The organism is Nocardioides sp. NPDC023903 (assembly GCF_040639295.1).
GTDB lineage: Bacteria > Actinomycetota > Actinomycetes > Propionibacteriales > Nocardioidaceae > Nocardioides.
In genome coordinates this window covers 1-23,035 of sequence record NZ_JBEZZS010000009.1, presented here as the reverse complement: position 1 = coordinate 23,035, position 23,035 = coordinate 1, and the positions used below count along the sequence as shown (strand labels likewise).

At 69.7% G+C, this 23,035-nt stretch carries 21 protein-coding genes; 17 read left to right on the top strand and 4 right to left on the bottom strand.

All coding sequences use genetic code 11. The features are described from left to right. Positions 1 to 3: 3 nt before the first annotated feature. Positions 4 to 1,395, top strand: coding sequence for an FAD-dependent oxidoreductase (locus AB0F44_RS12010; RefSeq protein WP_357355643.1), 1,392 nt, complete (start codon positions 4 to 6; stop codon positions 1,393 to 1,395). Beyond that, positions 1,392 to 1,868, top strand: coding sequence for an SRPBCC family protein (locus tag AB0F44_RS12005; protein ID WP_357355641.1), 477 nt, complete (start codon positions 1,392 to 1,394; stop codon positions 1,866 to 1,868). Before AB0F44_RS12010 ends, AB0F44_RS12005 begins: the two co-directional genes overlap by 4 nt. Here the strand turns inward: AB0F44_RS12005 and AB0F44_RS12000 are convergent. Beyond that, the gene (locus tag AB0F44_RS12000) at positions 1,862 to 3,196 is read right to left on the bottom strand and encodes a D-arabinono-1,4-lactone oxidase (RefSeq protein WP_357355639.1); all 1,335 of its coding nucleotides are present in this window, start codon (positions 3,194 to 3,196) and stop codon (positions 1,862 to 1,864) included. The two genes, AB0F44_RS12005 and AB0F44_RS12000, sit on opposite strands and share 7 nt — an antisense overlap. Before the next feature lie 109 nt (positions 3,197 to 3,305). Between AB0F44_RS12000 and AB0F44_RS11995 the strand changes: the two genes are divergently transcribed. From AB0F44_RS11995 to AB0F44_RS11985, 3 genes are read left to right on the top strand one after another with little or no spacing between them, the layout of a single operon-like run. Further along, positions 3,306 to 4,514 carry an amino acid deaminase/aldolase gene (locus AB0F44_RS11995; protein WP_357355637.1) on the top strand — a complete coding sequence of 403 codons (1,209 nt, stop codon included), beginning with the start codon at positions 3,306 to 3,308 and terminating at the stop codon, positions 4,512 to 4,514. Then, positions 4,511 to 5,686: an MFS transporter gene (locus AB0F44_RS11990; protein ID WP_357355635.1), complete on the top strand. Its 1,176-nt coding sequence runs from the start codon at positions 4,511 to 4,513 to the stop codon at positions 5,684 to 5,686. Before AB0F44_RS11995 ends, AB0F44_RS11990 begins: the two co-directional genes overlap by 4 nt. Continuing rightward, positions 5,683 to 7,176: an aldehyde dehydrogenase family protein gene (locus tag AB0F44_RS11985; RefSeq protein WP_357355633.1), complete on the top strand. Its 1,494-nt coding sequence runs from the start codon at positions 5,683 to 5,685 to the stop codon at positions 7,174 to 7,176. Before AB0F44_RS11990 ends, AB0F44_RS11985 begins: the two co-directional genes overlap by 4 nt. Positions 7,177 to 7,201: 25 nt before the next feature. On the opposite strand, the gene AB0F44_RS11980 is transcribed toward AB0F44_RS11985, so the two are convergent. Continuing rightward, positions 7,202 to 7,825 carry a TetR/AcrR family transcriptional regulator gene (locus AB0F44_RS11980; protein WP_357355631.1) on the bottom strand — a complete coding sequence of 208 codons (624 nt, stop codon included), beginning with the start codon at positions 7,823 to 7,825 and terminating at the stop codon, positions 7,202 to 7,204. A 68-nt stretch (positions 7,826 to 7,893) separates the two neighbouring features. On the opposite strand from AB0F44_RS11980, the gene AB0F44_RS11975 reads away from it, so the two are divergent. From AB0F44_RS11975 to AB0F44_RS11965, 3 genes are read left to right on the top strand one after another with little or no spacing between them, the layout of a single operon-like run. Beyond that, a complete protein-coding gene (locus AB0F44_RS11975) occupies positions 7,894 to 9,270 on the top strand; it encodes a GH1 family beta-glucosidase (protein WP_357355629.1) in 1,377 nt (458 codons plus the stop codon). Further along, on the top strand, positions 9,257 to 10,504 hold the full coding sequence (locus tag AB0F44_RS11970) for an MFS transporter (protein ID WP_357355627.1): 1,248 nt from the start codon (positions 9,257 to 9,259) through the stop codon (positions 10,502 to 10,504). The genes AB0F44_RS11975 and AB0F44_RS11970 overlap by 14 nt, the downstream gene beginning before the upstream one ends. 10 nt (positions 10,505 to 10,514) lie before the next feature. Then, positions 10,515 to 11,912: a GH1 family beta-glucosidase gene (locus tag AB0F44_RS11965; protein WP_357355625.1), complete on the top strand. Its 1,398-nt coding sequence runs from the start codon at positions 10,515 to 10,517 to the stop codon at positions 11,910 to 11,912. Here AB0F44_RS11965 and AB0F44_RS11960 read toward each other — a convergent pair. Together AB0F44_RS11960 and AB0F44_RS11955 are read right to left on the bottom strand one after the other, a co-directional pair. After that, positions 11,900 to 13,936, bottom strand: a complete 2,037-nt coding sequence (locus AB0F44_RS11960) for a discoidin domain-containing protein (RefSeq protein WP_357355623.1) — start codon at positions 13,934 to 13,936, stop codon at positions 11,900 to 11,902. The two genes, AB0F44_RS11965 and AB0F44_RS11960, sit on opposite strands and share 13 nt — an antisense overlap. A 78-nt stretch (positions 13,937 to 14,014) precedes the next feature. Further along, positions 14,015 to 14,611 (bottom strand): TetR family transcriptional regulator C-terminal domain-containing protein, encoded by a 597-nt coding sequence (locus AB0F44_RS11955; protein WP_357355621.1) that lies wholly within the window; start codon positions 14,609 to 14,611, stop codon positions 14,015 to 14,017. Between the two features lie 153 nt (positions 14,612 to 14,764). Between AB0F44_RS11955 and hemL the strand changes: the two genes are divergently transcribed. The 9 genes from hemL to chvE all read left to right on the top strand — a co-directional run. Next, positions 14,765 to 16,090 (top strand): glutamate-1-semialdehyde 2,1-aminomutase, encoded by a 1,326-nt coding sequence (hemL, locus tag AB0F44_RS11950; protein ID WP_357355619.1) that lies wholly within the window; start codon positions 14,765 to 14,767, stop codon positions 16,088 to 16,090. Continuing rightward, complete coding sequence (locus AB0F44_RS11945; protein ID WP_350665839.1) at positions 16,087 to 16,749, top strand: histidine phosphatase family protein; 663 nt, start codon at positions 16,087 to 16,089, stop codon at positions 16,747 to 16,749. The genes hemL and AB0F44_RS11945 overlap by 4 nt, the downstream gene beginning before the upstream one ends. Before the next feature lie 34 nt (positions 16,750 to 16,783). Next, a complete protein-coding gene (locus AB0F44_RS11940) occupies positions 16,784 to 17,335 on the top strand; it encodes a TlpA disulfide reductase family protein (RefSeq protein ID WP_357355616.1) in 552 nt (183 codons plus the stop codon). Further along, positions 17,332 to 18,090 (top strand): cytochrome c biogenesis CcdA family protein, encoded by a 759-nt coding sequence (locus tag AB0F44_RS11935; protein WP_160025716.1) that lies wholly within the window; start codon positions 17,332 to 17,334, stop codon positions 18,088 to 18,090. Before AB0F44_RS11940 ends, AB0F44_RS11935 begins: the two co-directional genes overlap by 4 nt. Further along, the gene (locus AB0F44_RS11930) at positions 18,087 to 19,685 is read left to right on the top strand and encodes a cytochrome c biogenesis protein ResB (RefSeq protein ID WP_357355614.1); all 1,599 of its coding nucleotides are present in this window, start codon (positions 18,087 to 18,089) and stop codon (positions 19,683 to 19,685) included. The genes AB0F44_RS11935 and AB0F44_RS11930 overlap by 4 nt, the downstream gene beginning before the upstream one ends. Next, positions 19,682 to 20,683 (top strand): c-type cytochrome biogenesis protein CcsB, encoded by a 1,002-nt coding sequence (ccsB, locus tag AB0F44_RS11925; RefSeq protein WP_357355612.1) that lies wholly within the window; start codon positions 19,682 to 19,684, stop codon positions 20,681 to 20,683. The genes AB0F44_RS11930 and ccsB overlap by 4 nt, the downstream gene beginning before the upstream one ends. After that, complete coding sequence (locus tag AB0F44_RS11920; protein ID WP_357355610.1) at positions 20,680 to 21,000, top strand: DUF4229 domain-containing protein; 321 nt, start codon at positions 20,680 to 20,682, stop codon at positions 20,998 to 21,000. The genes ccsB and AB0F44_RS11920 overlap by 4 nt, the downstream gene beginning before the upstream one ends. Positions 21,001 to 21,017: 17 nt before the next feature. Beyond that, positions 21,018 to 21,638, top strand: a complete 621-nt coding sequence (locus tag AB0F44_RS11915) for a hypothetical protein (protein WP_357355608.1) — start codon at positions 21,018 to 21,020, stop codon at positions 21,636 to 21,638. A 258-nt stretch (positions 21,639 to 21,896) separates the two neighbouring features. Further along, positions 21,897 to 23,035, top strand: a 1,139-nt coding sequence (gene chvE / locus AB0F44_RS11910) for a multiple monosaccharide ABC transporter substrate-binding protein (protein WP_357355606.1), incomplete at its 3' end; no start/stop codon positions are given.

The following is a 23,035-nucleotide window of genomic DNA, read 5'->3' as shown; positions in this document are numbered from 1 at the left end:
GCCGTGCCGCGCGCAGCGCGGGTGGACGTGGCGATCGTCGGTGCCGGCCTGGCTGGGCTGACCGCCGCCCGTGCCCTGGTGGCCGCGGGCCGCAGCGTCGTCGTGCTCGAGGCGCGCGACCGGGTGGGCGGCCGCACCCTCAACCACGACCTCGGTGACGGTCAGGTCGTGGAGGCCGGCGGACAGTTCGTCGGACCGACCCAGAACCACATTCTCGGGCTGGCCGCCGAGCTGGACGTCAAGACCTTCCCGGCGTACACCGAGGGCGAGGCCGTCTACGTCCGTGGCAACAGCGCCAAGCGCTACGCCGGCGACGTACCCCCGGACCCGACTGCTCTGGCGGATGTCGCGGTGAGCCTGGCCCGTATCGACAGGGTCGCCCGGCGGATCCCGTTGGGCGCACCGTGGCGGGCACGCAACGCCGCGCGGCTGGACGCGGTCACCTTCGACTCGTGGATCCGCGAGACCACCGTGAGTGCCGCCGGGGTCGACCTGGTCAACATCTTCCTCGGCTCGGCGTACGGCGGCACCGCGGCGGACGCCTCCGCGCTGTTCAGCCTCCACTACGTCGCCGGGATGGGCGACGAGGACCACCCCGGTTCGATCACCCGTGGGATTGGGGTGGAGGGCGGTGCCCAGCAGGATCGCTTCGTCGGCGGGTCGCAGGGGGTCTCGCTGGCGATGGCCGAGCAGCTCGGCGACCGGGTGGTGCTGAACGCCCCGGTGCGCGCGATCGAGCAGAACGGCCGCACGGTGAAGCTGCGTACCGACGCGGGCGTGTGGCAGGCCGGGCACGCGATCGTCGCCGTCCCGCCCCCGCTCGCCGGCAAGATCTCGTGGTCGCCGTTGCTGCCCGCGCCGCAGGCCGCGCTCTTCGACCGGATGCCGATGGGCACCCTGATGAAGTGCGAGGCGGTGTACGACGAGCCGTTCTGGCGCGCGGACGGGCTCTCCGGGCAGGCCACGTTCCGCTCGTCCGACTCGGCGATCTGCTCGATGTTCGACAACACCCCGCCGAGCGGCGGGCCCGGGGTGCTGATGGGGTTCCTCGGTGGCCGTGCCTGGCGGGCGCTGGCCCACCGGCCACCTCGCGAGCGCCGGGCCGCCGTGCTGCGCACCTTCGCGCGGGCGGTGGGCCGGGAGGCGTTGCGCCCGCGCGACTACTTCGAGCAGGACTGGTCGGGCGAGGAGTGGACCCGGGGCGGTCCGACCTCGGTCCTCGCCCCCGGCGTAGTCACCACCCTCGGCGAGTGGCGGGACCGGCCCTTCGGTCTCGTGCACTGGGCCGGTGCGGAGCACGCCGACTACTGGAACGGCTACATGGACGGCGCCGTCCGCTCCGGCCGCGACGCCGCGGCAGCCGTGATCGACGTACTGGAAGGAACTGAGAGATGAGCATGACCGAGCTGAGCGAGACCGCTGTGCTGGCCGTCCCCGTGGAGCGGGTCTGGCAGGTGGTGTCGGCGACGAACCGCTACGCCGAGTGGGTGGACGGCGTCCTGGAGGTGACCGACCACCACGGCCAGGCCGAGGTCGGCCGCACCTACGCCGAGCACAACCGCACCCTCGGCCCTCTGACCACGCGGTCGACGTGGACGGTCAGGGAGATCGAGCCGCTGACGACCCGTATCGACACCGGTGAGGGCTTCGCGCCGATGCACGAGATGACCAACGTCTTCCGGTTCCGGCCGGTCGCCGTCGACGGTGTCGAGGACGCCGGCACCGAGATGACGTACGCCGTCCGCTACCGCGTCGGCCTCGGCCCGATCGGGGCGGTGATCGACAAGGTCACCCAGCCCGGGCTGCGGAAGTCGTTCCAGCAGTCGATGCGCAACCTGGAGGACCTGATCGTCGCCGAAGGTCAGTGACGGCTCGACGAGCTCTGGTGCAAGGTGTGGCCGAGGACCCGATCGACGTACGGATTGGCGAAGACGCCGGTCGGGTCGAGCTCGTCGCGCAAAGCGATGAAGTCGCCGAAACGCGGGTAGCGCTCGGCGAGGTCGGCCGCGCCGAGCCGGTGCATCTTGCCCCAGTGAGGTCGCCCGTCGGCGGCGCCGAGGATGTCCTCGCAGACTGAGAACCAGCGCTCGTGGGGCATCCGGTGGTACTGGTGGAAGGCGACATAGGCGACGTCGCGGTCGTACGCCGGCGAGAGCCAGATGTCGTCGCTCTTCACGAAGCGGACCTCGAACGGGAACGACACCTTCTCGTCATGGGTGTCGACCCACTGCCGGAGCTCGCGGAGCACGTCACCGATCGCGGCCCGCGGGACGGCGTACTCACCCTCGCGGAAACGTACGTCGCGGTCGGAGGCGAACACGTTCGGGGCGAGATCGGTGAAGTCCCGAGTCGACACCGCCCGGGTCACGAACCGGGTGATCCCCGGGACCAGGCGAGGGAAGCGGGTGCCGACGCGCAGCAGCGCCTCGAAGCCGATGTTGGTGACGATTTTGTCGTCGAGGGTCCTGGCGAGCGTGCTCATCGGGTTGAGCTCGGCGTCGCCCGGTAGCCGCTGGAACCGGCGCGTCAGCGCGGTCGTGGTGTGCGGGAACCAGAAGAACTCGAAGTGGTCGTTGCTCGCCACCAGCTCGTCGAGCCCGTCGAGCGTCTCGTCGAGCGGCATCGGCGCGTCGACCGCGTGCAGCGCGTAGAGCGGCACGCACTGGAGCGTCACCTTGGTGATCACGCCGAGCGCTCCGATCGAGACCCGCGCGGCCTCGAAGAGCTCCGGCCGCTCCTCGCGCGAGCACGTCACGACCGATCCGTCGGCGAGCACAAGCTCGAGCGCGCGGATCTGGTTGGAGATGCTCCGGAACCGCTCGCCGCTGCCGTGGGTGCCGGTCGAGACCGCGCCGGCGATCGTCTGCCGGTCGATGTCGCCGAGGATCTCCATCGCCAGCCCGTGCCGGGCGAGCATCGGGTTGAGCCGGTGGAGCGGGATCCCGGCCTCGACGGTGACCAGGCCCGATTCCGCATCGACGGAGAGCACGCCGTCCAGCCGGTCCGGCCGGATCTGCAGGCCGGGGGCGACGGCCGCGCCGGTGAAGGAGTGCCCGGACCCGATCGCGCGCACCGTCAGGCCGTCGGCGACGGCGGTCTTCACTGCGGCTGCGACCTCATCGGTCGTCGCGGGCGTGGCTACGCGGGCGGGGGTCGCCTCTTCGGTCCCGGACCAGTTGCGCCACCGAGTGCTCATGGGTGGGTCCCTTCTGCGGACGGTCGGCCCTCAGAATGGCCCAGGTCACACCAAAGGTCAATAGTCTTGGACACTTGACCTAGTCCGTCGAGCGGTCCATTCTCGATGAATGCTGGATCTCACTGTCCCGACGCGGGCGCGCGCCTCCTTCGAAGACCTCGAAGCCGCCACCGCCGACCTCCCCACGCCGTACGCCGTGGTGGACGTGGCCGCGCTGCGCACCAACGCAGCCGACCTGGTGCGCCGCGCGGGCGGCAAGCCGATCCGTGTCGCGAGCAAGTCGGTGCGCTGTCGTGCCCTGATCCGGAGTGCCTTGGCGATGCCCGGCATGCAGGGCGTGCTCGCCTACACCCTGCCCGAGGCGCTCTGGCTCGCCCGCGAGATCGACGATGTGGTGGTCGGCTACCCGACCGCGGACACCGCCGCCATCCGGCGGCTCGCCGACGACGACCTGCTGGCCTCTCGGGTGACGCTGATGATCGACAGCGTCGAGCATCTGGAGCTGATCGCGGCTGCGGCCGGCGCCAGCGGTCCGCGGATCCGGATCTGCATCGAGCTCGACGCCTCGCTCCGCCTGGCCTCCGGCCGAGTGCATCTCGGCGCCAGGCGCTCGCCCGTACACACGCCCGAGCAGGCGGCCGCGCTCGCCCGGGCCGTCGTGGCGCACCCGCGCTGCGAGCTGGTCGGCGTGATGGCGTACGAGGGCCAGATCGCGGGGATGGGCGACAACCAGCCGGGCCTGTCCAAGCACCTCGTCCGGGCGATGCAGCGGAGGTCCGTCGACGAGCTGGCCGAACGACGCGCCGCCGCCGTCGCCGCGGTGCGAAGCGTGGCGCCGCTGGAGTTCGTCAACGGCGGCGGCACCGGCAGCATCGAGACCACCGCCGCCGAGGACGCCGTGACCGAGGTTGCCGCGGGCTCGGGGCTGCTCGCCCCGCACCTGTTCGACCACTACACCCGCTTCCACCCCCAGCCTGCGGCCTACTTCGTCCTGTCGGTCGTACGCCGCCCCTCACCGCGCCACGCGACGGTGCTCGGTGGCGGCTGGATCGCCTCCGGGGCAGCGGGCAAGGACCGGCTCCCGATGCCGGTGTGGCCGCGCGGCCTCGGCCTGGTCCCGACCGAGGGGGCGGGCGAGGTGCAGACGCCGCTGACCGGTGCGGCGGCTGCCGAGCTCGAGATCGGTGACCGGGTCTGGTTCCGCCACACCAAGGCCGGCGAGCTCTGCGAGCACGTCGACGAGCTGGCGCTCGTCGACGACGGCAGCGTCGTCGACGCCGTCGCGACCTACCGAGGAGAAGGAAAGACGTTCCTATGACCACGACCGCGACCGCCGCGCCCCCAAGCGCGGCCCGCCGGGCCTGTTGGGCGGCCTTCGGCACCCAGGGCTTCACCTTCGCGTCCCTGATCACCCGGCTGCCCACCATCAAGGACCAGCACGACCTGAGCGACTACCAGGTGCTCATGCTGCTGGGCGCGGTGGCGATCGCGTCGGCCGTCGGCAGCGTCCTGGCCGGGTACGCCGCAGCGCGCTTCGGCAGCGCTAGGGTCCTCAGGGTCGCGCTCGTCGGCGCGTCGGTGGCGACGCTGCTCGTCTCCCTCCCCGACAGCGTCGCGGGCCTGATCGTCGCGGTGTGTGCGTACGGGCTCTTCGTCGGTCAGATCGATGCGGCCATGAACATGCAGGGCGTCGGCATCGAGGATCTCTACGGTCGCAGCATCATGGTCGGCTTCCACGGCATGTGGAGCCTCGGCGCGGTCGTCGGGGGCGGCTATGCGGCGCTGACCCTGGAGCTGGGCTGGTCGCTGCTGCCGTCGTTCGCGATCGTGTGCGCGGTCGGGCTGGCGCTCAACCTCGCGCTGCTGGGCGATCTGCTCCAGGTCGACCCGATCGACGGTCACGTCGACGCCGGTCATCACGCGCCGAGCGTGCCGTGGCTGCCGGTCCTGCTGCTCGCCGTACCGACCTTCGTGATGTGGTTCCTCGACTCGGCGATCTCGGCCTGGGGTGGCATCTACCTCGTCGACGGCCTGTCGTCGTCGCAGAGCGCGGCGGCCTTGGCGTTCACGGCGTACCAGGCGGTGCTGCTGGTCACCCGGCTGGTCGGTGACAAGGTCGTACGCCGCATCGGACCGGTGCGGACCGTGCGGATCAGCGGGCTCGTCGCCATCGTCTCGGTAGCGCTCGTCGTCGCCGCGCCGTCGGTCTGGGTCGCGGTCGCGGGCTTCGGTCTGCTCGGCGCCGGTCTGGCGATGATCCCGCCGTTGTCGTTCGTCGCGGCCGGTCACCTCGACGCCGACGGTGGCGGTCAGGCCGTCGCCAGGGTCAACGTCTCCAACTACGTCGGCTACCTCGTGGCCGCCGTCGCCATCGCCACCGTCGCCGAGCAGGTCAGTCACCGCGCAATGTTCGTGCTGCCGCTGTTGCTCAGCCCGGTCCTGTTCCTGATGGCATCCCGATTCGCCCCCTATGTGAGGAGCAAGGCATGAGTGCTGTCATCGAGGTCGAGAACCCGTCGACAGGCAAGACGATCGAGAGCGTTCCAGACCTCGGTGCAGCCGAGGTCGAGGCGCTCGTCGCCACCGCACGGGCCGCGCAGCCCGCCTGGGCCGCCCTCGGGTACGCCGGCCGTGGACGTTACCTGCGCCGTATGCAGAAGTGGTTCCTCGACAACGCCGGCCAGATCGCCGAGACGATCCACGCCGAGAACGGCAAGTCCCTCGACGAGGCCAACATCGAGGTGATGTACGGCGCGGTCGCGAGCGCGTTCTGGGCCAAGCACGCCCCCGAGTACCTCGCCGACGAGAATATCACCAGCCGGTCGCCGTTCGTGCTCGGGCGCAAGCTGGTCGTCCGCTACCAGCCGGTGGGCGTCGTCGGCGTGATCGGGCCGTGGAACAACCCGCTCCTCAACAACTTCGGCGACGTGATCCCGGCGCTCGCGGCCGGCAACACCGCCGTGCTCAAACCGTCGGAGATCACTCCGCTGACGTCGCTGCTGATGGCCGAGATGGCGCGCGAGATCGGGCTGCCCGACGGCGTCTTCAGCGTCGCGACCGGGTCGGGGGCCGCGGGCGCGGCGCTCGTGGAGCTGGTGGATGCGGTGATGTTCACCGGTTCCACCCGAACCGGAAAGAAGGTCGCCGGGCGCTGCGGCGAGCGGCTGATCCCGTGCAGCCTCGAGCTCGGCGGCAAGGACCCGGTGATCGTGCTGGCCGACGCCGACCTCGAGCGCGCGGCGAACGTGACGCTCTTCAGCGCGATGCACAACTCCGGCCAGACGTGCACCTCCTCTGAGCGCGTGTACGTCGAGGCGCCGGTCTACGACGAGTTCGTCGCCCTGATGACCGAGCGCTTCGAGTCGCTGCGCGTCGGTGAGTCGACCGGCTTCGGCACCTCGGAGTCAGGGTCGCTGACCTTCCCTCCGCAGCTCGAAACCGTCACCCGGCATGTCCAGGACGCGGTAGCCGGCGGCGCGAAGGCCCTCACCGGAGGAGGCGTACGCGAGGGGGAGGGGCGGTTCTTCGAGCCGACGCTCTTGGTCGACGTCGACCAGGACATGGCGTGCATGCGCGAGGAGACGTTCGGCCCGACGCTGCCGATCATGAAGGTCGCCGACGCAGCCGAGGCCGTGCGGCTGGCCAACGACTCGGCGTACGGCCTGCAGGCGGCGGTCTACACCAAGGATCTCGCCAAGGGACAGCGCATCGCGCGCGAGCTCCAGGCAGGCACCGTCACCGTCAATGACGCGCTGGCCAACTACTTCGCGCTCGAGCTGCCGATGGGCGGATGGAAGGACTCCGGTCTCGGTGCCCGGCACGGGCGGGACGGCATCCGTAAGTTCACCAAGCGGCAGTCGATCCTGGTGACCCGCTTCGGCATGAAGAACGAGATCCACGGCATGCCGTTCAAGGCCAAGAACTTCCAGGCGCTCACCCGGCTGATCAAGACGCTCTACGGCCACCCGCGCAACACGTAGGGCTGAGCTCTCCGATGGACGTCGGTCAGTCCGTCGAGCCGGGTGGGCGCGAGGCGAGGAGAGGTAGCGCTTCGAGCAGGATGTCGAAGGCTCCGCGAACGTCCGCGTCGGGGTCGAGCAGGGCCTGCAGCTGCAGGCCGTCCATGGCCGCCATCACCAGGCGCGCGACGCCCGCCGGGTCCGTAGCGGGTGCCGGGTCCGGCTCGAGCTCGTCCGGTGCGGCCTCGGTCAGCGCCGTCGTGAACTCGGCGGCGGTACGCCGGTAGCGGGCGACGGTGAAGTCGTGGGCCGGGTGGCCGGGGACGATCGACTCGGCGGTGACGGTGGTGAACAGCTGGGTCAGCCCGCGGTCGGCGATGGCTCGCTCGAACATGCTTCGCGCCACCTGGGCCTGCTCGTCCCAGGTGGCGCCGGTGTCCGCCTGCTGGCGCGAGGCCTGGTCACGCTCCTCCAGCACGGCCATCAGCAGGCCTGTCTTGGAGCCGAAGTGATGCAGCACCCCGGCCTGGCTCATGCCGGCCAGGTCAGCGATTTCCCGCAGCGAGGCGCCGTGGCTGCCTCGGCGCCCGAACACGTCCTGAGCCACGTCCAGGATCCGGCGCCGCTGCTCGGCGGACTTGGCGTACGGACCACGGGCTCGGCTGGACATGCCCGCAGTCTAGGTGCCCCGGACCGAAAACCTAGCGTCCATTCGGTATTCGCGTTAGTGTCCTTGCCATGACCCGGCCGCTGCCCAGATTCCCTGCTGGCTTCGAGTGGGGTGTCGGCGCCTCGGCGTACCAAACCGAAGGCGCGCTCGACGCCGACGGGCGGGGACGGTCCACGTGGGACGTGTTCTGTGAGCAGCCGGGGCGGATCGCCGACGGATCGACGCCAGCGACCAGCGCCGGCTTCTACGACCGCTACCCCGAGGACATCGCGCTGGTGCGCGACCTCGGCGCCGACGTCTACCGGTTCTCGATCGCCTGGCCGCGGATCCTGCCGACCGGGTCGGGCGCGGTCAACGCGAAGGGCTTGGACTTCTACGACCGGGTCGTCGACGAGATGCTGGCGGCCGGTCTGAAGCCGGCGCCGACGCTCTACCACTGGGACACCCCGCTGCCGATCGAGGAGGCCGGTGGCTGGATGAACCGAGACACCGCGCTCCGCTTCGGTGAGTACGCCGCGGTCGTGGCCGAGCGGCTGGCCGACCGCGTGGCGTACTGGATCCCGCTCAACGAGCCGGTGGTGCTCTCGTTGCTCGGCTACGCGATCGGCGGCTACGCCCCCGGGCAGGCGCTGCTCTTCGAGTCGCTGCCGACCGTCCACCATCAGCTGCTCGCCCATGGGCTCAGCGTCCAGGCGATCCGTGCGGCCGGCGGCCGCAGCATCGGGACCGCCAACCCGCACGCGCCGACCTGGCCCGCCTCCGACCGCCCGGAGGACCTCGCCGCCGCTGCGTTCAGCGCCGACCTCACAGACTGGATCTGGGGCGACCCGATCCTCCTCGGCCGCTACCCTGACGGGTATGCCGAGGGGATGCCCGGTCCGGTCGCCGACGACCTCGAGGTCATCTCGACCCCGCTCGACTTCTACGGCGTCAACTACTACAGCCCGCAGCGTGTTGCCGCCCCGACCGGTGAGCCGTCGTTGATCCAGGAGCACGAGATCCCGGCGGAGATGCCGTTCCGGGCGGTCGAGGTCGACGGGCCCAAGACCGGGCTCGGCGGCGAGATCAACCCCGACGGCCTGCGCGAGATCCTGCTGACGCTGACCGAGCGCTACGGCGAGAGCCTGCCGCCGCTGATCGTCACCGAGAACGGCACCTCGCAGCAGCCCGGCACCGAGGAACCCGGTCCAGACGGCAGGATCCACGACGACGGCCGGATCGACTACCTCGACGCGCACGTGCGCGCCGTGCACCAGGCGATCGAGGAGGGCGCGGACGTCCGTGGCTACTGGGTCTGGTCGCCGACCGACAACTTCGAGTGGACCCACGGCTTCACCCAGCGGTTCGGCCTCGTGCACGTCGACTACGACACCCTGGTGCGTACGCCGAAGGACTCCTACTCCTGGTATCAGCAGTTGATCGGCGCCCAACGTGACCAGCTCTGAGCTCACTCGGTCTGCGCTGGACGAGCCGGCCAAGCCCGCCCCCACGTCATGGGTGGCGGCGATCTCGCTGGCCAACGTCGGTCTGTTCACCGCATGGTTCGGACCGATCCTGACCCTGCTCGGGATGCAGGCGGAGCGGTTCGCCGGTGACGACAAGGAGGCCGCGCTCGCCTGGGTCGTCGGCATCGGCGCGCTCTGCTCGACGGTCGCCAACCCGGTCTTCGGCGCGCTCTCGGACCGGACCACGTCGCGCCACGGCCGTCGACTGCCGTGGACGGTCCTCGGCATCTGTGTAGGCGTGGCCAGCCTGGTACTGCTGGCCTTCGCGCCGAACCTCGTCGTAGTGACCATCGGCTGGTGCCTGGCCCAGATCGCCCTCAACGCGAACTTCGCGGCGATCACCGCCGCCGTACCCGACCACGCGCCGCACCAGCAGCGCGGCACCATCGGTGGCTTCCTCGGCCTCGCCCAGACCGTCGGCGCCGTCGTCGGCGCCGGTCTCGCGGCGGCTGCGGGCGGGATCGTCGGTGGCTATCTCGCGTGCGCGGTCTTCCTGGTGATCGCGAGCGTGCCGTACGTCGCGATGCGCCGCGACCTGGTCCTCGACCCCGCTGAAAGGCCATCGTTCTCGTGGGGCACGTTCCTCCGTGGCTTCTGGATCAGCCCTCGTCTGCATCCCGACTTCGCCTGGGCGTGGCTGACCCGCTTCCTGATGAACCTCGGGTTCTCGATCGGGCTGGTCTACCTGCTCTTCTACCTCGACGACGCGGTTCACCACGAGAACCCCGAAGCCGGCGTCTTCCTGCTCTCGGCCGTCAACTCCCTCGCCCTGCTGGTCACGGTCGTGGCCGGCGGATGGCTGTCGGACCGGCTCGACCGCCGCCGGATCTTCGTGACCGTCGCCGGCGTTGTGATGGCTGCCGGCACCCTCTCGCTGGCCGGCTTCCACTCCTGGACGGCCGCGATCATCGGCGTGGCCGTCCTCGGTCTCGGCATGGGCGTGTTCACCTCGGTCGACCTCGCGCTGATGATCGACGTACTCCCCGAGGCGATCGACCGCGGCAAGGACCTCGGCGTCGTCAACATCGCCAACTCGCTGCCGCAGGTGCTCGCCCCCGTCGTCGCCGCACCGATCGTGAGCGTGCTCGGCGGCTACTCCACCCTGTACGCCGTCGCCGCCGGTGTGACGCTGACCGGCGCCGTCCTGGTCTACCGGATCAAGTCCGTTCGATAGGAGACAACTCGTGACCACTCACCCTGATCTGCCCAGCCTGCAGCTCCCCACCGACTTCGTGTACGGCGTCTCCACCGCGTCGTACCAGATCGAAGGTGCCGTCGAGGAGGGCGGCCGCGGGCCGTCGATCTGGGACACGTTCTGCGCGGAGCCGGGCCGGATCAAGAACGGCGATACCGGGGCGGTCGCGTGCGACCACTACCACCGGTATCCCGAGGACATCGCGCTGATGAAGGACCTCGGCGTGGATGCGTACCGGTTCTCGATCGCCTGGCCGCGGATCCAGCCGACCGGCTCCGGGCAGGCCAACGCCGAGGGGCTGGCCTTCTACGACCGGCTCGTCGACGGGCTGCTGGAGGCGGGCATCAAGCCGGCCGCGACGCTCTACCACTGGGACCTGCCGCAGGCTCTGCAGGACGCCGGCGGCTGGCTCAACCGCGACACCTCGCTCCGTCTCGCGGAGTACGCCGCGATCGTCGGCGAGCACCTCGGTGACCGGGTCTCGATGTGGATGCCGCTGAACGAGCCGGTCGTGGTCACCATGTTCGGGCATGCGCTCGGCACCCACGCCCCCGGCCAGGCGCTCGGCTTCGACGCGCTGCCGGTGGCCCATCACCTGCTGCTCGGCCACGGCCTGTCCGTCTCCGCGCTGCGGGCCGCCGGAGCAAGCAACATCGGCATCGCGTCCAACCACCAGCCGGCGCGACCGGCGTCGGACTCGGCCGAGGACCGGGACGCGGCCGAGATGTTCGGCACGCTGACCAACTGGCTGTTCTCCGACCCGATCCTGCGCGGCGAGTACCCCGACGAGCTGATCACCTCGATGATGCCCGGGCCGGTCGCCGAGGACCTGAAGGTGATCTCGACCCCGCTCGACTGGTACGGCATCAACTACTACCAGCCGGTGCTGGTCGGTGCCCCTGGATCCGGCGGCGACCAGAACCCGGCGCTCGAGGGCGCGATCATGCCGGAGGGGCTTCCGTTCGAGCCGCGCCAGCTCGTCGGCGTACCCACCACCGACTTCGGGTGGGCGATCGTCCCCGACGGGCTCACCGAGATCCTGACCCAGTTCCACGAGCGGTACGCCGACGCGCTGCCGCCGGTCTACGTCACCGAGAGCGGCTGCTCGTTCCACGACACCGTCGCCGCCGACGGGGGAGTCCACGACCAGCGCCGGATCGACTACCACGACGCGCACCTGCGGGCGGTGGCCGACGCGATCTCCGCGGGTGTGGACGTACGCGGCTACTTCGCCTGGTCGCTGCTCGACAACTTCGAGTGGGCAGAGGGGTACGCCGAGCGCTTCGGGCTCGTGCACGTCGACTACGACACGCTGCGGCGTACTCCCAAGGACTCGTTCCGCTGGTACCAGGAGCTGATCGCCGCCCGCGCTGGTCAGCGGTCGTAGACGCCGACCTCCCACAGCGAGTAGCCGTAGCGAGTGGCGCGGCTGACGCCGTGGACGCGTACGTAGCGGGCGGTGGTCGGCGCGAAGGTCGCGGTCTCGACTCCGCCCTTCCCGGCGTCGGTCGACCACACCGTGCGCCACGTCGTACCGTCCGAGGAGACCTCGACCTTCCACGCCGCGGCATGGGCGCCCTCCCAGTCGGCGACCACGCGGCCCACGGTCCGCTCGCTGCGCAGGTCGAGGGCGAGCCACTGGTCGTCGCTCCAGTCGCTGGCCCAGCGGGTGCCGGTGTCGCCGTCGATGGCGCGGCCCGGTGCGAAGCTGGTGAAGGCGCTCCACTCCGACGAGCTCGCCGTCGCACGCGACCCGGCCGCGAGGTTGCTCGGCGGCGTGTAGTCGGATGCGGCGCCCCACGTGTCGAGGTAGGACTGGGCTCCGCCCATCAGGTCCTGCACGGCCTCCGTGCCGCCGAGGCGGCGGATCTGCTCGATCCAGTCCGGGACCATGCCGACGTGGGCTCCGCCGTCGGTGTTGACGTCCCAGACCCGTTCGCCGGTGACCTGCCGGTCGATCACCGAGCCGCCGTCGGCGCTCCGGAACGGATAGGTCACCGGGCTGGGTCCGTCGACACCCAGGGGAGCGGGGTGGGAGCCGAGGCCGTTGAAGTCGGTGCCGATGCCGAGGCCCTTGTCGTACTCGGTGCGCAGCGCCTCGGTTCGCCCGGCGGCGCCGATGAACTCCTCGGGTCCGAACATGTACTCACCGATGAAGCCGCCGAGCCCGTAGACCCGTTCGGCCCAGCCGAGGTCCGCCCAGCTGTGGCTGGAGATGACGCCGGGGTAGTCGGCCGACTCGAGGATGTCGAGCGCGCGGCCGGTGGCCTTGACGCTCATGTGGTCGAGCTCGACGATCATGCCGCGCTGCATCATCCCGCGCATGGCGTACTCACCGAGCCGGGAGAGGCCGCGGGTGTTGCACTGCGCGTCGTCGTCGTACGTCGGCACCTCGGTGCCGGCGGGCAGCTTCTCCTCGATCTCGGGGACAGGTGCGTCGCCGATCGGGTTGTCGTGCTGCGGCCCGCGGCACTTCTCGGTCTGCCAGAAGGTGCCCGTCGACAGGAACTGGCCGACGTTGATGATCGTCCCGGTCGTGCCCGAGTCGAAGCGCACCCCGCAGAGCGCGTTGTCGAACTTGTGGCACAGGAACATGCTGCGTACGCCGAGGGCTTTCAGCTCGTCGAGACCCTGGTCGATGCCGGCCTTGCTGCACTGCGGGACGTCGAGGACCTGCTTGCAGCCGAACGGTTCGGAGGTCTCGACGCCGAGGATCACGGCGAGCTTGCCGTCCTCGATGACCTGCTTGGCCTGTGCGGGATCGGTGACGATCCGGAACCAGCCCTTGCCCTCGCCGCCGTACATCCTGTCGACGAAGTCCTGCAGGTCGTAGGTCTTCTCCGCCTGCAGCCGGATCGACTCCATCTCGTCGCAGCCGCGATCGCGATTGGGGTTGATCGAGCAGATCACGCCGTTGCTGGTCAGGTCGGTGACCAGGACGCGCTGCCCGGCTCGCCACGACCGCTCCAGCCAGGCGTAATAGTTCTGCTGGTGCGACATCGTGCGGTACGACGGCCAGTCCTTGAAGGTCGGCCAGCCCACCGGGTCGTGCTTGCCGTCCGGCTCCGCGCCGGTGAGGTTCTCCAGCAGCGCGCCGGAGCCGTCGGGGTAGTGCGCCGCGCAGTCCTCGAGCGCGTCGGCGACCCCGGCCTCGGAGAACGGCTTGCCACAGACCAGCTCACCGCCGAACGCCTCGTTGGTCATCAGGTGGTTGTGGACGTCGGCGAAGCCGCGTACGTCACCGTTGGCGTCGGTGCCGGTGAACGGCTTGCCGGTGACGTTGACCTGCGAGTCCGGCACCGGCCGGTCGGCCGGCTCCCACCACTGGTCGGGCGGCGACGCCCAGCCCGGCGGCGCGAACGCCACGAAGCCGATCAGGACCAGACAGAGCAGCGTGCGGACGGCGTTCACAGTGCCTCCAAGGTGCGTGACGTACGCCGCATCCTAGAGTTGGTCGCATGACCGGGTCAACGGTCCAAAGGCCCGTGACTACGCCGATCTGGCCATGGAGGCGACGTGCGCCGCGGCGAAGTCGAGCGCGGCACCGGCGGCCTCGGCGTCGCCCTCGTTGAGGAAGAGCAGGGTGAGGCCGTCGATGTTGGCCGTGAGGTATCTCGCGAGCATGGGGATCGGCTGGTCCCAGGTCACCCCGGTCGACTCGGCCAGCACGGTGAGGACCCGGGTGTTGGCCTCGAGGTAGGTCTCGTACTGACGGCGCGCGACCGTGGCCAGGCCCGGCTGACGGAGGGCGTACTGGGTCAGCTCGTAGGTCACCTGGTGCTCGTCGGGGTTGGCGATGACGTGCTGCCAGTAGGCCCTGAGCGCTGCCTGGAGCTTCTCCTCGAACGACTCCTCGCCCCGCATCTCGACCAGGGCCAGGTTGAGCGTGTGTCCGGTGATCGCCTCGATGACGTTCTCCAGCAGCTCCTGCTTGGAGCGGAAGCAGTAGTGGAAGGCCCCGAGCGGCATGTCGGCCTCCGCGACGATCGAGCGCGTCGTGGTCTTGGCGACGCCGTCACGGACCATCACCCGGATCGCGGCCTCGACCAGACGTTCGCGGCGTACGTCGGCGGCGACGCGCGCCATCAGAGGTCTCTCGTCATCAAGAAGCGCATATCGTTCAGCGTACGTGACCAAGACGGTTGACCAGGAGTTGACCAGGGGCTGAGCCGGGTGTCGAGCTGGTGCCGCGCCGGGGCGGAAATGGGGATTCTGGTGGGGTTGATGAAGAATGACCCGGTGCCTCACGACATCTCACCCCTGTCCGCAGCGGCATCCGAAGCGCTCTTCGCCCGCGCGAAGGCCGTGACGCCGGGCGGCGTGAACTCGCCCGTGCGCGCCTTCAACGCCGTCGGCGGTACGCCGCGCTTCATCCGCGAGGCGAAGGGCGCGTGGCTGACCGACGTCGACGGCAACGACTACGTCGACCTGATCTGCTCCTGGGGGCCGATGCTGCTGGGCCACGCCCATCCCGAGGTCCAGGCGGCGGTCATGGACGCCGTCGCGCGGGGCACCTCCTACGGGACCCCGACAACGCCCGAGGTCGAGCTCGCCGAGGCGATCGTCGAGCGGGCGCCGGTCGAGAAGGTGCGGTTCGTCAGCAGCGGCACCGAGGCGACGATGTCGGCCATTCGGCTGGCAAGAGGGTTCTCCGGGCGCGACGTGATCCTCAAGTTCGCCGGCAACTACCACGGCCACGTGGACTCCCTGCTCGCCAGCGCTGGCTCCGGGCTGGTCACTCACGCGATCCCCGGCACCCCGGGCGTCCCCGAGAGCAGCACCGAGCTCACCGTCGTGCTGCCCTACAACGACCGAGCCGCGGTCACAGCGGCGTTCGAGGAATACGCAGGCCGGGTGGCCTGCCTGATCACCGAGGCCTCGCCCGGCAACATGGGCGTCGTGCCGCCGGAGCCCGGGTTCAACGAGTTCCTCGCGACCACCTGCACGGCGCACGGCGCCCTGTTCATCTCCGACGAGGTGATGACCGGGTTCCGGGCCAGCAAGCAGGGGCAGTGGGGCCTGGACGGCAAGAACGAGGGCTGGACCCCCGACCTGGTCACCTTCGGCAAGGTGATGGGTGGCGGCTTCCCGGCGGCGGCCTTCGGCGGCCGCGCCGACGTGATGAGCTCGCTCAGCCCCGACGGGCCGGTCTACCAGGCCGGCACGCTCTCCGGTAACCCGGTCGCGACCACCGCCGGCCTGACCACGCTGCGGCTGGCGACCGACGAGGTCTACGACCACATCACCAAGGCCGCCGACGTCGTGAAGGCCGCGATCGAGGAGACCTTCACCAAGGTCGGTCTCCCGTACGTCATCCAGTCCACCGGCACGATGTTCTCGGTCTTCTTCACCGACAAGCCGGTGCGCAACTTCGACGAGGCCAAGACCACCGACGAGGCGGCGTACAAGGCCTTCTTCCACGCCATGCTCGACCAGGGCGTCTACCTGCCGCCGAGCGCCTACGAGGCCTGGTTCCTCTCCTCCGCCCACGACGAGCGGGCGATCTCCCAGATCACGGAGGCGCTTCCGTACGCCGCCGAGGCTGCTGTAAAGGTGAAGTCATGAGTATCGAGACCACGGTCCACCTGCTGCGCCATGGTGAGGTGCACAACCCGGACGGGATCCTCTACGGGCGCCGGCCCGGGTTCAACCTCTCCGAGCTCGGCCTGCAGATGGCCGAGCGGGTCGCCGACCGGATCGGCGGGCAGGACATCAGCCACGTCATCTCCAGCCCGCTCGAGCGTGCTCGGCAGACCGCCGGGCCGCTGGCGAAGGCGCTCGGCCTCGACATCTCGCTCGACGAGCGGGTGCTCGAGTCGGAGAACCTCTTCGTCGGCAAGAGCTTCAAGGACGGCATGGGCCCGCTGAAGGACCCGAAGGTCTGGCCGAAGCTGGTCAACCCGTTCAAGCCGTCGTGGGGCGAGCCCTACCTGGAGATCGTGGCCAGGATGATGGCCGCGATCCACGACGCCCGGGACCTGGCGCGGGGCCACGAGGCGGTCATCGTCTCCCACCAGCTGCCGATCTGGACCACCCGGCTGCACATCGAGGGCCGCAGCTTCCTGCACGACCCGCGCCGTCGCCAGTGCGCGCTGTGCTCCCTGACCTCGCTGCACTTCGTCGACGACGAGTTCGTCGCGCTCTCCTACGGTGAGCCGGCCGGCGACATGCTGCCGGCGAAGGACAAGTACGCGCCGTTCTCGGCCGGCGACTCGGAAGATTAGAAGTCTCTCAGTTTTGTTAGGCAGGCTCAGGGGCATGCGTTGGCTGCTCGCTCTCCCACTGGTGGTGATGCTCGCCGCCTGCGGGCAGACCGGTACGAACGAAGCCGGCTACATCTCCGGTGACGGCCGCACCCAGGAGATCCCGGTCGCCGATCGCGGGGAGCCGGTCGAGCTCGCCGGCGAGACCCTTGAGGGCAAGCCGTTCGACCTGGCCGACACCCGCGGCAAGGTCACGGTGCTCAACGTGTGGTGGACCGGCTGCGCGCCGTGCCGCAAGGAGATGCCGATGCTCCAGGCCGCCTACGAGGAGCTGGGCGACGAGGTCGCCTTCGTGGGACTCAACACCCGCGACGCCTCGGCTGCCCAGGGGCTGGCCTTCGAGCGGCACTACGGCGTGGAGTACCCATCGGTCTACTCGCCCGACGGCGCCGCCGTCCTCGCGCTGAAGGGCTCGCTGGCGCCGCGCGCCATCCCGGCCACCGCGATCCTCGACACCGAGGGGCGCGTGGCCGCGCTGATCCGCGGCGAGATCCCCTCAGCACGTACGCTCGACGAGCTGATCTCCACGGCGGGGGAGACGTCGTGACGGACTGGTTCGCGAGCACCGCCGGGAGCGGGTCGCTGATGCTGGCCATCCCGGTCGCCCTGCTGGCCGGGTTCCTCTCGTTCGTCTCGCCGTGCACGCTGCCGATGCTCCCGGGCTACCTCTCCTACGCCACCGGCCTGTCCGGCGCCGACCTCGCCTCCGGTGACGTACGCCGCGGCCGCATGCTCGCGGGTGCCCTGCTCTTCGTCGCCGGATTCTCGGTGGTCTTCGTGCTGATGGGCATCACCGTGGGCGGGATCGCCTACAAGCTGCTCGAGTTCCAGCAGACCGGCACCAAGGTTCTCGGCGTGCTCTCGATCATCATGGGGATCGCGTTCATGGGCTTCATCCCGCTGCTGCAGCGGGACCTGAAGTTCCACAAGGTGCCGGCGGTCGGCCTGGCCGCCGCTCCGCTGCTCGGCTTCCTCTTCGGGCTGGCCTGGACCCCGTGCACCGGACCGACGCTGGGCGTCATCGCCGGGCTCGCCTGGGACCAGGGCACCGCCGCCCGCGGTGGCCTGCTGCTCGCGGTCTACGCGCTCGGGCTCGGCATCCCGTTCATCCTCGTCGCGGTGATGTGGCGCAAGGCCACCGTCGCGCTGACCTGGTTCCGCCGGCACACCCGCGCGATCACGATCATCGGCGGCGTGCTGATGATCCTGATCGGCGTCGCCATGCTCACCGGCTGGTGGGACAACGGCGTCCAGTGGCTGCAGGTCCAGCTCGTCCAGCGTTGGGAGGGCATCGCACTGTGAGCATCACCTCTGCTCCCGACCAGGAGAAGAATCAAGGCGTACGCCGCCCGGGCGAGCTGAACGCCCGCGAGCTGGCACGCTGGGGCTGGCGTCAGCTGACCTCGATGCGTACGGCACTGATCCTGCTGCTGCTGCTCGCGCTCGCGGCCGTCCCGGGGTCGCTGATCCCGCAGGACGGGGTCGACTCGCTCAAGGCGGACCAGTGGCGCGAAGCGCACACGACGCTGACGCCGATCTACGAGAAGCTCGGGCTCTTCAACGTCTACTCGACGCCGTGGTTCGCGGCGATCTACCTGCTGCTCATGGTCTCGCTGGTCGGCTGCATCATCCCGCGGTGCCTCGTCTACGCGCGGGCCATGCGGGCCGAGCCGCCGGCGACGCCGGCCAAGCTGACCCGGCTGCCCGACTCCACGACGTACGTCACCGACGAGGAGCCCGCCGAGGTGCTCGCCGCGGCGCGGAAGCAGCTGCGCGGCTACCGCATCCGGAAGACTGGGTCGACTGAGGGCGACGGCGATTCCGTCTCGGCCGAGAAGGGCTATCTGCGCGAGGCCGGCAACCTGATCTTCCACATGTCGCTGATCATCGTGCTGGTCGCGTTCGCGACCGGGAGCCTGTTCGGCTACAAGGGCGGCGTGATCGTGCTGGTGGGGGAGGAGTACGGCTTCGCCAACGAGCTCTCGCAGTACGACGACTTCAAACCCGGCTCGCTCTTCGCCCCCGAGGACCTCGACGACTTCAGCTTCAAGATCGACGACTTCAAGGCCGAGTGGCTGGGCACAGGGCCGGGCGCGGGGACGGCGCGAGGGTTCGAGTCGAACATCCGTTACACCGCAGGCGGGAGCGACGAGCAGAAGTACGACCTCAAGGTCAACCACCCGCTGACCATCGGCAGCACCGACGTCTTCCTGCTCGCCCACGGCTATGCGCCGGTGATCACCGTGCGCGACGGCAAGGGCGACGTGGCCTACTCCGGCCCGACGATCTTCCTCCCGCAGAGCCAGAACCTGCTCTCCTTCGGCGTCGTGAAGGCGCCGTACGCCTCGCCCGAGGAGCTCGGTTTCCAGGGGCAGTTCTACCCGTTCATGGGCACGGTCGACGGTGATCCGGTGAACCTGATGGGCGACATCGGCGACGGGTCCAACGCGATGCTCTCATTGCAGGGCTTCCGCGGCGACCTCAACCTCGACGCCGGGCCCCAGTCGGTCTACGCGCTCGACACCTCGAAGGCCAACATGATGTCCCCCGGCGACACCGGGAAGGCGTTCAACCTGCGGCTGGGGCAGACGGCCCAGCTCCCCGACGGTCTGGGATCGATCTCCTTCGACGACGTCCAGCAGTGGAACCGGGTGCAGATCTCGAAGTCGCCCGGCAAGGAGTGGGCGCTCCTCGGCGTCTCCCTCGCCCTCGTGGGGCTCCTCGGGTCCCTCTTCATCCGCCCGCGACGGGTGTGGGTTCGCGCCCGCCGCGTCGATGGGCGCACACTGGTCGAGATCGCCGCCCTCGACCGCTCCGGCGGTGGAGACACCGCAGCCGTCGTCACCGGTCTTGCGGAGACCCTACGAGGCGCGCGAACACAGGAGGAGAACCGATGACTGACCACACCTGGGGCGTTCTCAGCAACCAGGCCATCACGGCCGCCGGCGTCGTCTACTTCCTGGCGCTGCTCTGCGCGCTGGTCGAGTGGTCGGCCTGGCAGTCGCGCGCCAGGGCCGCGGTCGCGGAGAAGGAGCTCGTCGGCGCCGGTGCCCCGGCCGACGAGACCGATGCCGCGGTGAATCCCGCCGCTGCCGTACGCGAGCAGCGCGCCGCCCTCTTCGGACGCCTCAGCCTCCTGCTGACCGCGATCGCGGTCGTGTGTCACCTGATCGCGCTGGTCGGCCGTGGGATGGCCGCCGACCCCAACCGGGTGCCGTGGGGCAACATGTACGAGTTCACGATCTCCGGCTCGTTCGTGGTGGCCGCTGCGTACGTCGCTCTCTATCGGCGGCTGAAGCTGTCCTGGATGGCGCCGTGGGTGCTCGGGTTCACCGTCGTGGTGCTCATGCTGGCCGTCGTCGGGCTCTACGAGCCGGTCGCGCCGCTGACCGAGGCGCTCAACTCCTACTGGCTCGTCATCCACGTCATCGCGGCCATCATCGCCACCGGTGGGTTCACGCTGGGCGGCATCGCCTCGGTGACGTACCTCCTCAAGGCCCGCTACCCCGACGCCGCCCTGCTGGCGCGGGTGCCCGACCTCGACAACCTCGACCGGGTCTCCTACCGGATCCACGCCTTCGCGTTCCCGGTGTGGACCTTCGGGGTGCTGATCTCCGGTCCGATCTGGGCCCACGAGGCCTGGGGCTCCTACTGGAACTGGGACCCCAAGGAGGTCTGGGCGTTCATCACCTGGGTCGTCTACGCCGGCTACCTGCACGCCCGCGCGACCGCCGGGTGGAAGGGCAAGAAGGCCGCGATCGTCGCGCTGATCGGGCTGGCCACGCTGTGGTTCAACTTCATCGGCATCAACTACTTCTCCTCGACCTCGCAGCATTCGTACGCTGCGCCCGCGGCCCCGGCGGTTGTCGAGCTCACTGAGGGAGCCTCACGATGAAAGAGTTCTGGATCTACACCGGCCTGCGGCTGCTGTCGCTGCTCGCCACCTTCGGCATCGTGGCGGGCATCTGGTCGCTCGTCGCGGGCGAGGTCGACATCTTCTTCGCGGTGATCGTGGCGTTCGTGATCAGCGGCATCCTGTCCTTCTTCGTGCTCGACCCGCAGCGCCGGGCCTTCGCCGAGAAGGTCGAGACGCGGGCCGCGAAGGCGGTCGAGGCTGCTCGTGCCAAGGAGGACGCCGAGATCGACTCCGAGGCCGGCTCCGAGGCCAACACCACCTCGAACGGCGAAGGCGATAGCCACAAGGTGTCCTGAACTGGTACATAACGGTCATGTCGATCGTTCACAAGGCCACGCTCACCCCCACGAAGAAAGAGATCTTCGGCGCCTGGCTCGCCACCCAGACGTGGTGCGAGGGTGATCTGACCGGCACGATCGGCTCCTACCGGTTCGACGACCCGGCCGGACGCGTCGGGATCGAGTGCGTGCTCCTCGAGGTCGGCGAGTCCGTGGTCCACCTCCCGGTCTCCTACCGGGAAGCACCCCTCGACGGCGCCGAGGACTTCCTGATGGCGACCACCGAGCACTCGGCGCTGGGGACGCGCTACGTCTACGACGCCTGCGCCGACGCGGTGGCGGTCCGGGCGCTGCTGGCGGCCGCGCTCACCGGCGCGACCCAGGAGCCGATGGACGTCTACGACCGGGGCCGCCTGGTGGATCGCCGCGAGAGCGCCGTCACCGCGACCGGCACCGGCTCGTGGGCGCGCAACGCGGTGCCGCACTTCGACGGTGTCACCATCCGTTCCCACGGCGCCGACACCCGCGTGGACGCGGGCAGCTTCGGGATCGTCGTGAAGCGTGTCGTCGACGGCTCTGACGCCGACGGCGCGGAGTCGATCCAGGTCACCTGGCCGGACGGCGCCGGGGCGCTGGTCGGCGTACGCCACCTGTGAGGGACTGCTTCGGGGCTTGTCTGTGAGTCCGCTGTGTAGCGCAGATGATCAACGGAGCCTCCCGTAAGTCACGAGTCGGAAACATCCTCGTCCTGCACTTGACGCATTCGGACATGAGAAGGCACATTGTCTCGATGTGAGCGTTCACATCTGTGATCTGACTCACCTGGGAGCCGGCCTGTGCGCCGATCTCCCGGCACCCCCCGACAGCGGCGCGTAGGCCTACCGACGCGGCCGTAGATGAAATGGAGCAGGTAAGTGCGCAAGGTACTCACCACGATCACCGCCGCAGCGCTTGCGCTCGGTCTGGCGGCATGCGGCGGCGGCGACGGCGGCGAGGGCGGCGACAAGGGCACCGTCGGCGTAGCCATGCCGACCAAGTCCTCGGAGCGCTGGATCGCAGACGGCAACAACATCAAGAAGCAGCTCGAGGCCGAGGGCTACGACGTCGACCTGCAGTACGCCGAGGACGACATCCCGACCCAGGTGTCCCAGGTCGAGAACATGGTCACCAAGGGCGTCGACGTCCTGGTGGTCGCGGCCATCGACGGCACCGCGCTCGGCGAGGTCCTCGAGACCGCTGAGTCGCAGGACATCCCGGTCATCAGCTACGACCGCCTCATCCGCGACACCGAGGCCGTCGACTACTACTCGACCTTCGACAACTTCCAGGTCGGCGTGCAGCAGGCCACCTCGCTCGTCGATGGCCTGAAGGCCAAGGGCGAGGGCCCCTACAACGTCGAGCTCTTCGGCGGTTCGCCCGACGACAACAACGCCACCTTCTTCTGGGACGGCGCCATGTCGGTGCTCGAGCCGCTGATCAAGTCCGGCGAGATCGTCATCCCCTCCGGTCAGACGGACTTCAAGCAGGCCGCGATCCTGCGCTGGGACCCCGCCACCGCGCAGAAGCGCATGGAGGACATCCTCACCAAGACGTACGCCTCCAAGAAGGTCCAGGGCGTGCTCTCGCCCTACGACGGCCTCTCGCTCGGCATCATCGCCGCGCTCAAGGGCAACGGCTACACCACCGCCGACCTCCCGGTCGTGACCGGTCAGGACGCCGAGGTGCAGTCGGTGAAGTCGATCAACTCCGGTGAGCAGTACTCCACGATCTTCAAGGACACCCGCGAGCTCGCGAAGGTGACCGTCGACATGATCGTCGCCGTCGGTGCGGGCGAGGAGCCCGAGGTCAACGACACCGAGACGTACGACAACGGCAAGAAGGTCGTTCCGTCCTACCTCCTCGACCCGGTCGTGGTCACCAAGGACGACGTCAGCAAGGTGCTCGTCGACGAGCACCTTGTCGCCGCCGAGGCCTATCGAAGGCTGCAGACCAACCTGCAGTTCCTCGACGCCTCCTCGCCGGTCCGCTCGATGGTGGTGACCTCCTCGATCGG

Bases quoted from the DNA above. Each gene is read 5' to 3' on its own strand.
- AB0F44_RS12005 (WP_357355641.1), top strand. From the start codon at position 1,392: ATGAGCATGACCGAGCTGAGCGAGACCGCTGTGCTGGCCGTCCCCGTG.
- AB0F44_RS12000 (WP_357355639.1), bottom strand. From the start codon at position 3,196: ATGAGCACTCGGTGGCGCAACTGGTCCGGGACCGAAGAGGCGACCCCC.
- AB0F44_RS11995 (WP_357355637.1), top strand. From the start codon at position 3,306: ATGCTGGATCTCACTGTCCCGACGCGGGCGCGCGCCTCCTTCGAAGAC.
- AB0F44_RS11990 (WP_357355635.1), top strand. From the start codon at position 4,511: ATGACCACGACCGCGACCGCCGCGCCCCCAAGCGCGGCCCGCCGGGCC.
- AB0F44_RS11985 (WP_357355633.1), top strand. From the start codon at position 5,683: ATGAGTGCTGTCATCGAGGTCGAGAACCCGTCGACAGGCAAGACGATC.
- AB0F44_RS11980 (WP_357355631.1), bottom strand. From the start codon at position 7,825: ATGTCCAGCCGAGCCCGTGGTCCGTACGCCAAGTCCGCCGAGCAGCGG.
- AB0F44_RS11975 (WP_357355629.1), top strand. From the start codon at position 7,894: ATGACCCGGCCGCTGCCCAGATTCCCTGCTGGCTTCGAGTGGGGTGTC.
- AB0F44_RS11955 (WP_357355621.1), bottom strand. From the start codon at position 14,611: ATGGCGCGCGTCGCCGCCGACGTACGCCGCGAACGTCTGGTCGAGGCC.
- AB0F44_RS11945 (WP_350665839.1), top strand. From the start codon at position 16,087: ATGAGTATCGAGACCACGGTCCACCTGCTGCGCCATGGTGAGGTGCAC.
- AB0F44_RS11940 (WP_357355616.1), top strand. From the start codon at position 16,784: ATGCGTTGGCTGCTCGCTCTCCCACTGGTGGTGATGCTCGCCGCCTGC.
- ccsB (WP_357355612.1), top strand. From the start codon at position 19,682: ATGACTGACCACACCTGGGGCGTTCTCAGCAACCAGGCCATCACGGCC.
- AB0F44_RS11920 (WP_357355610.1), top strand. From the start codon at position 20,680: ATGAAAGAGTTCTGGATCTACACCGGCCTGCGGCTGCTGTCGCTGCTC.
- AB0F44_RS11915 (WP_357355608.1), top strand. From the start codon at position 21,018: ATGTCGATCGTTCACAAGGCCACGCTCACCCCCACGAAGAAAGAGATC.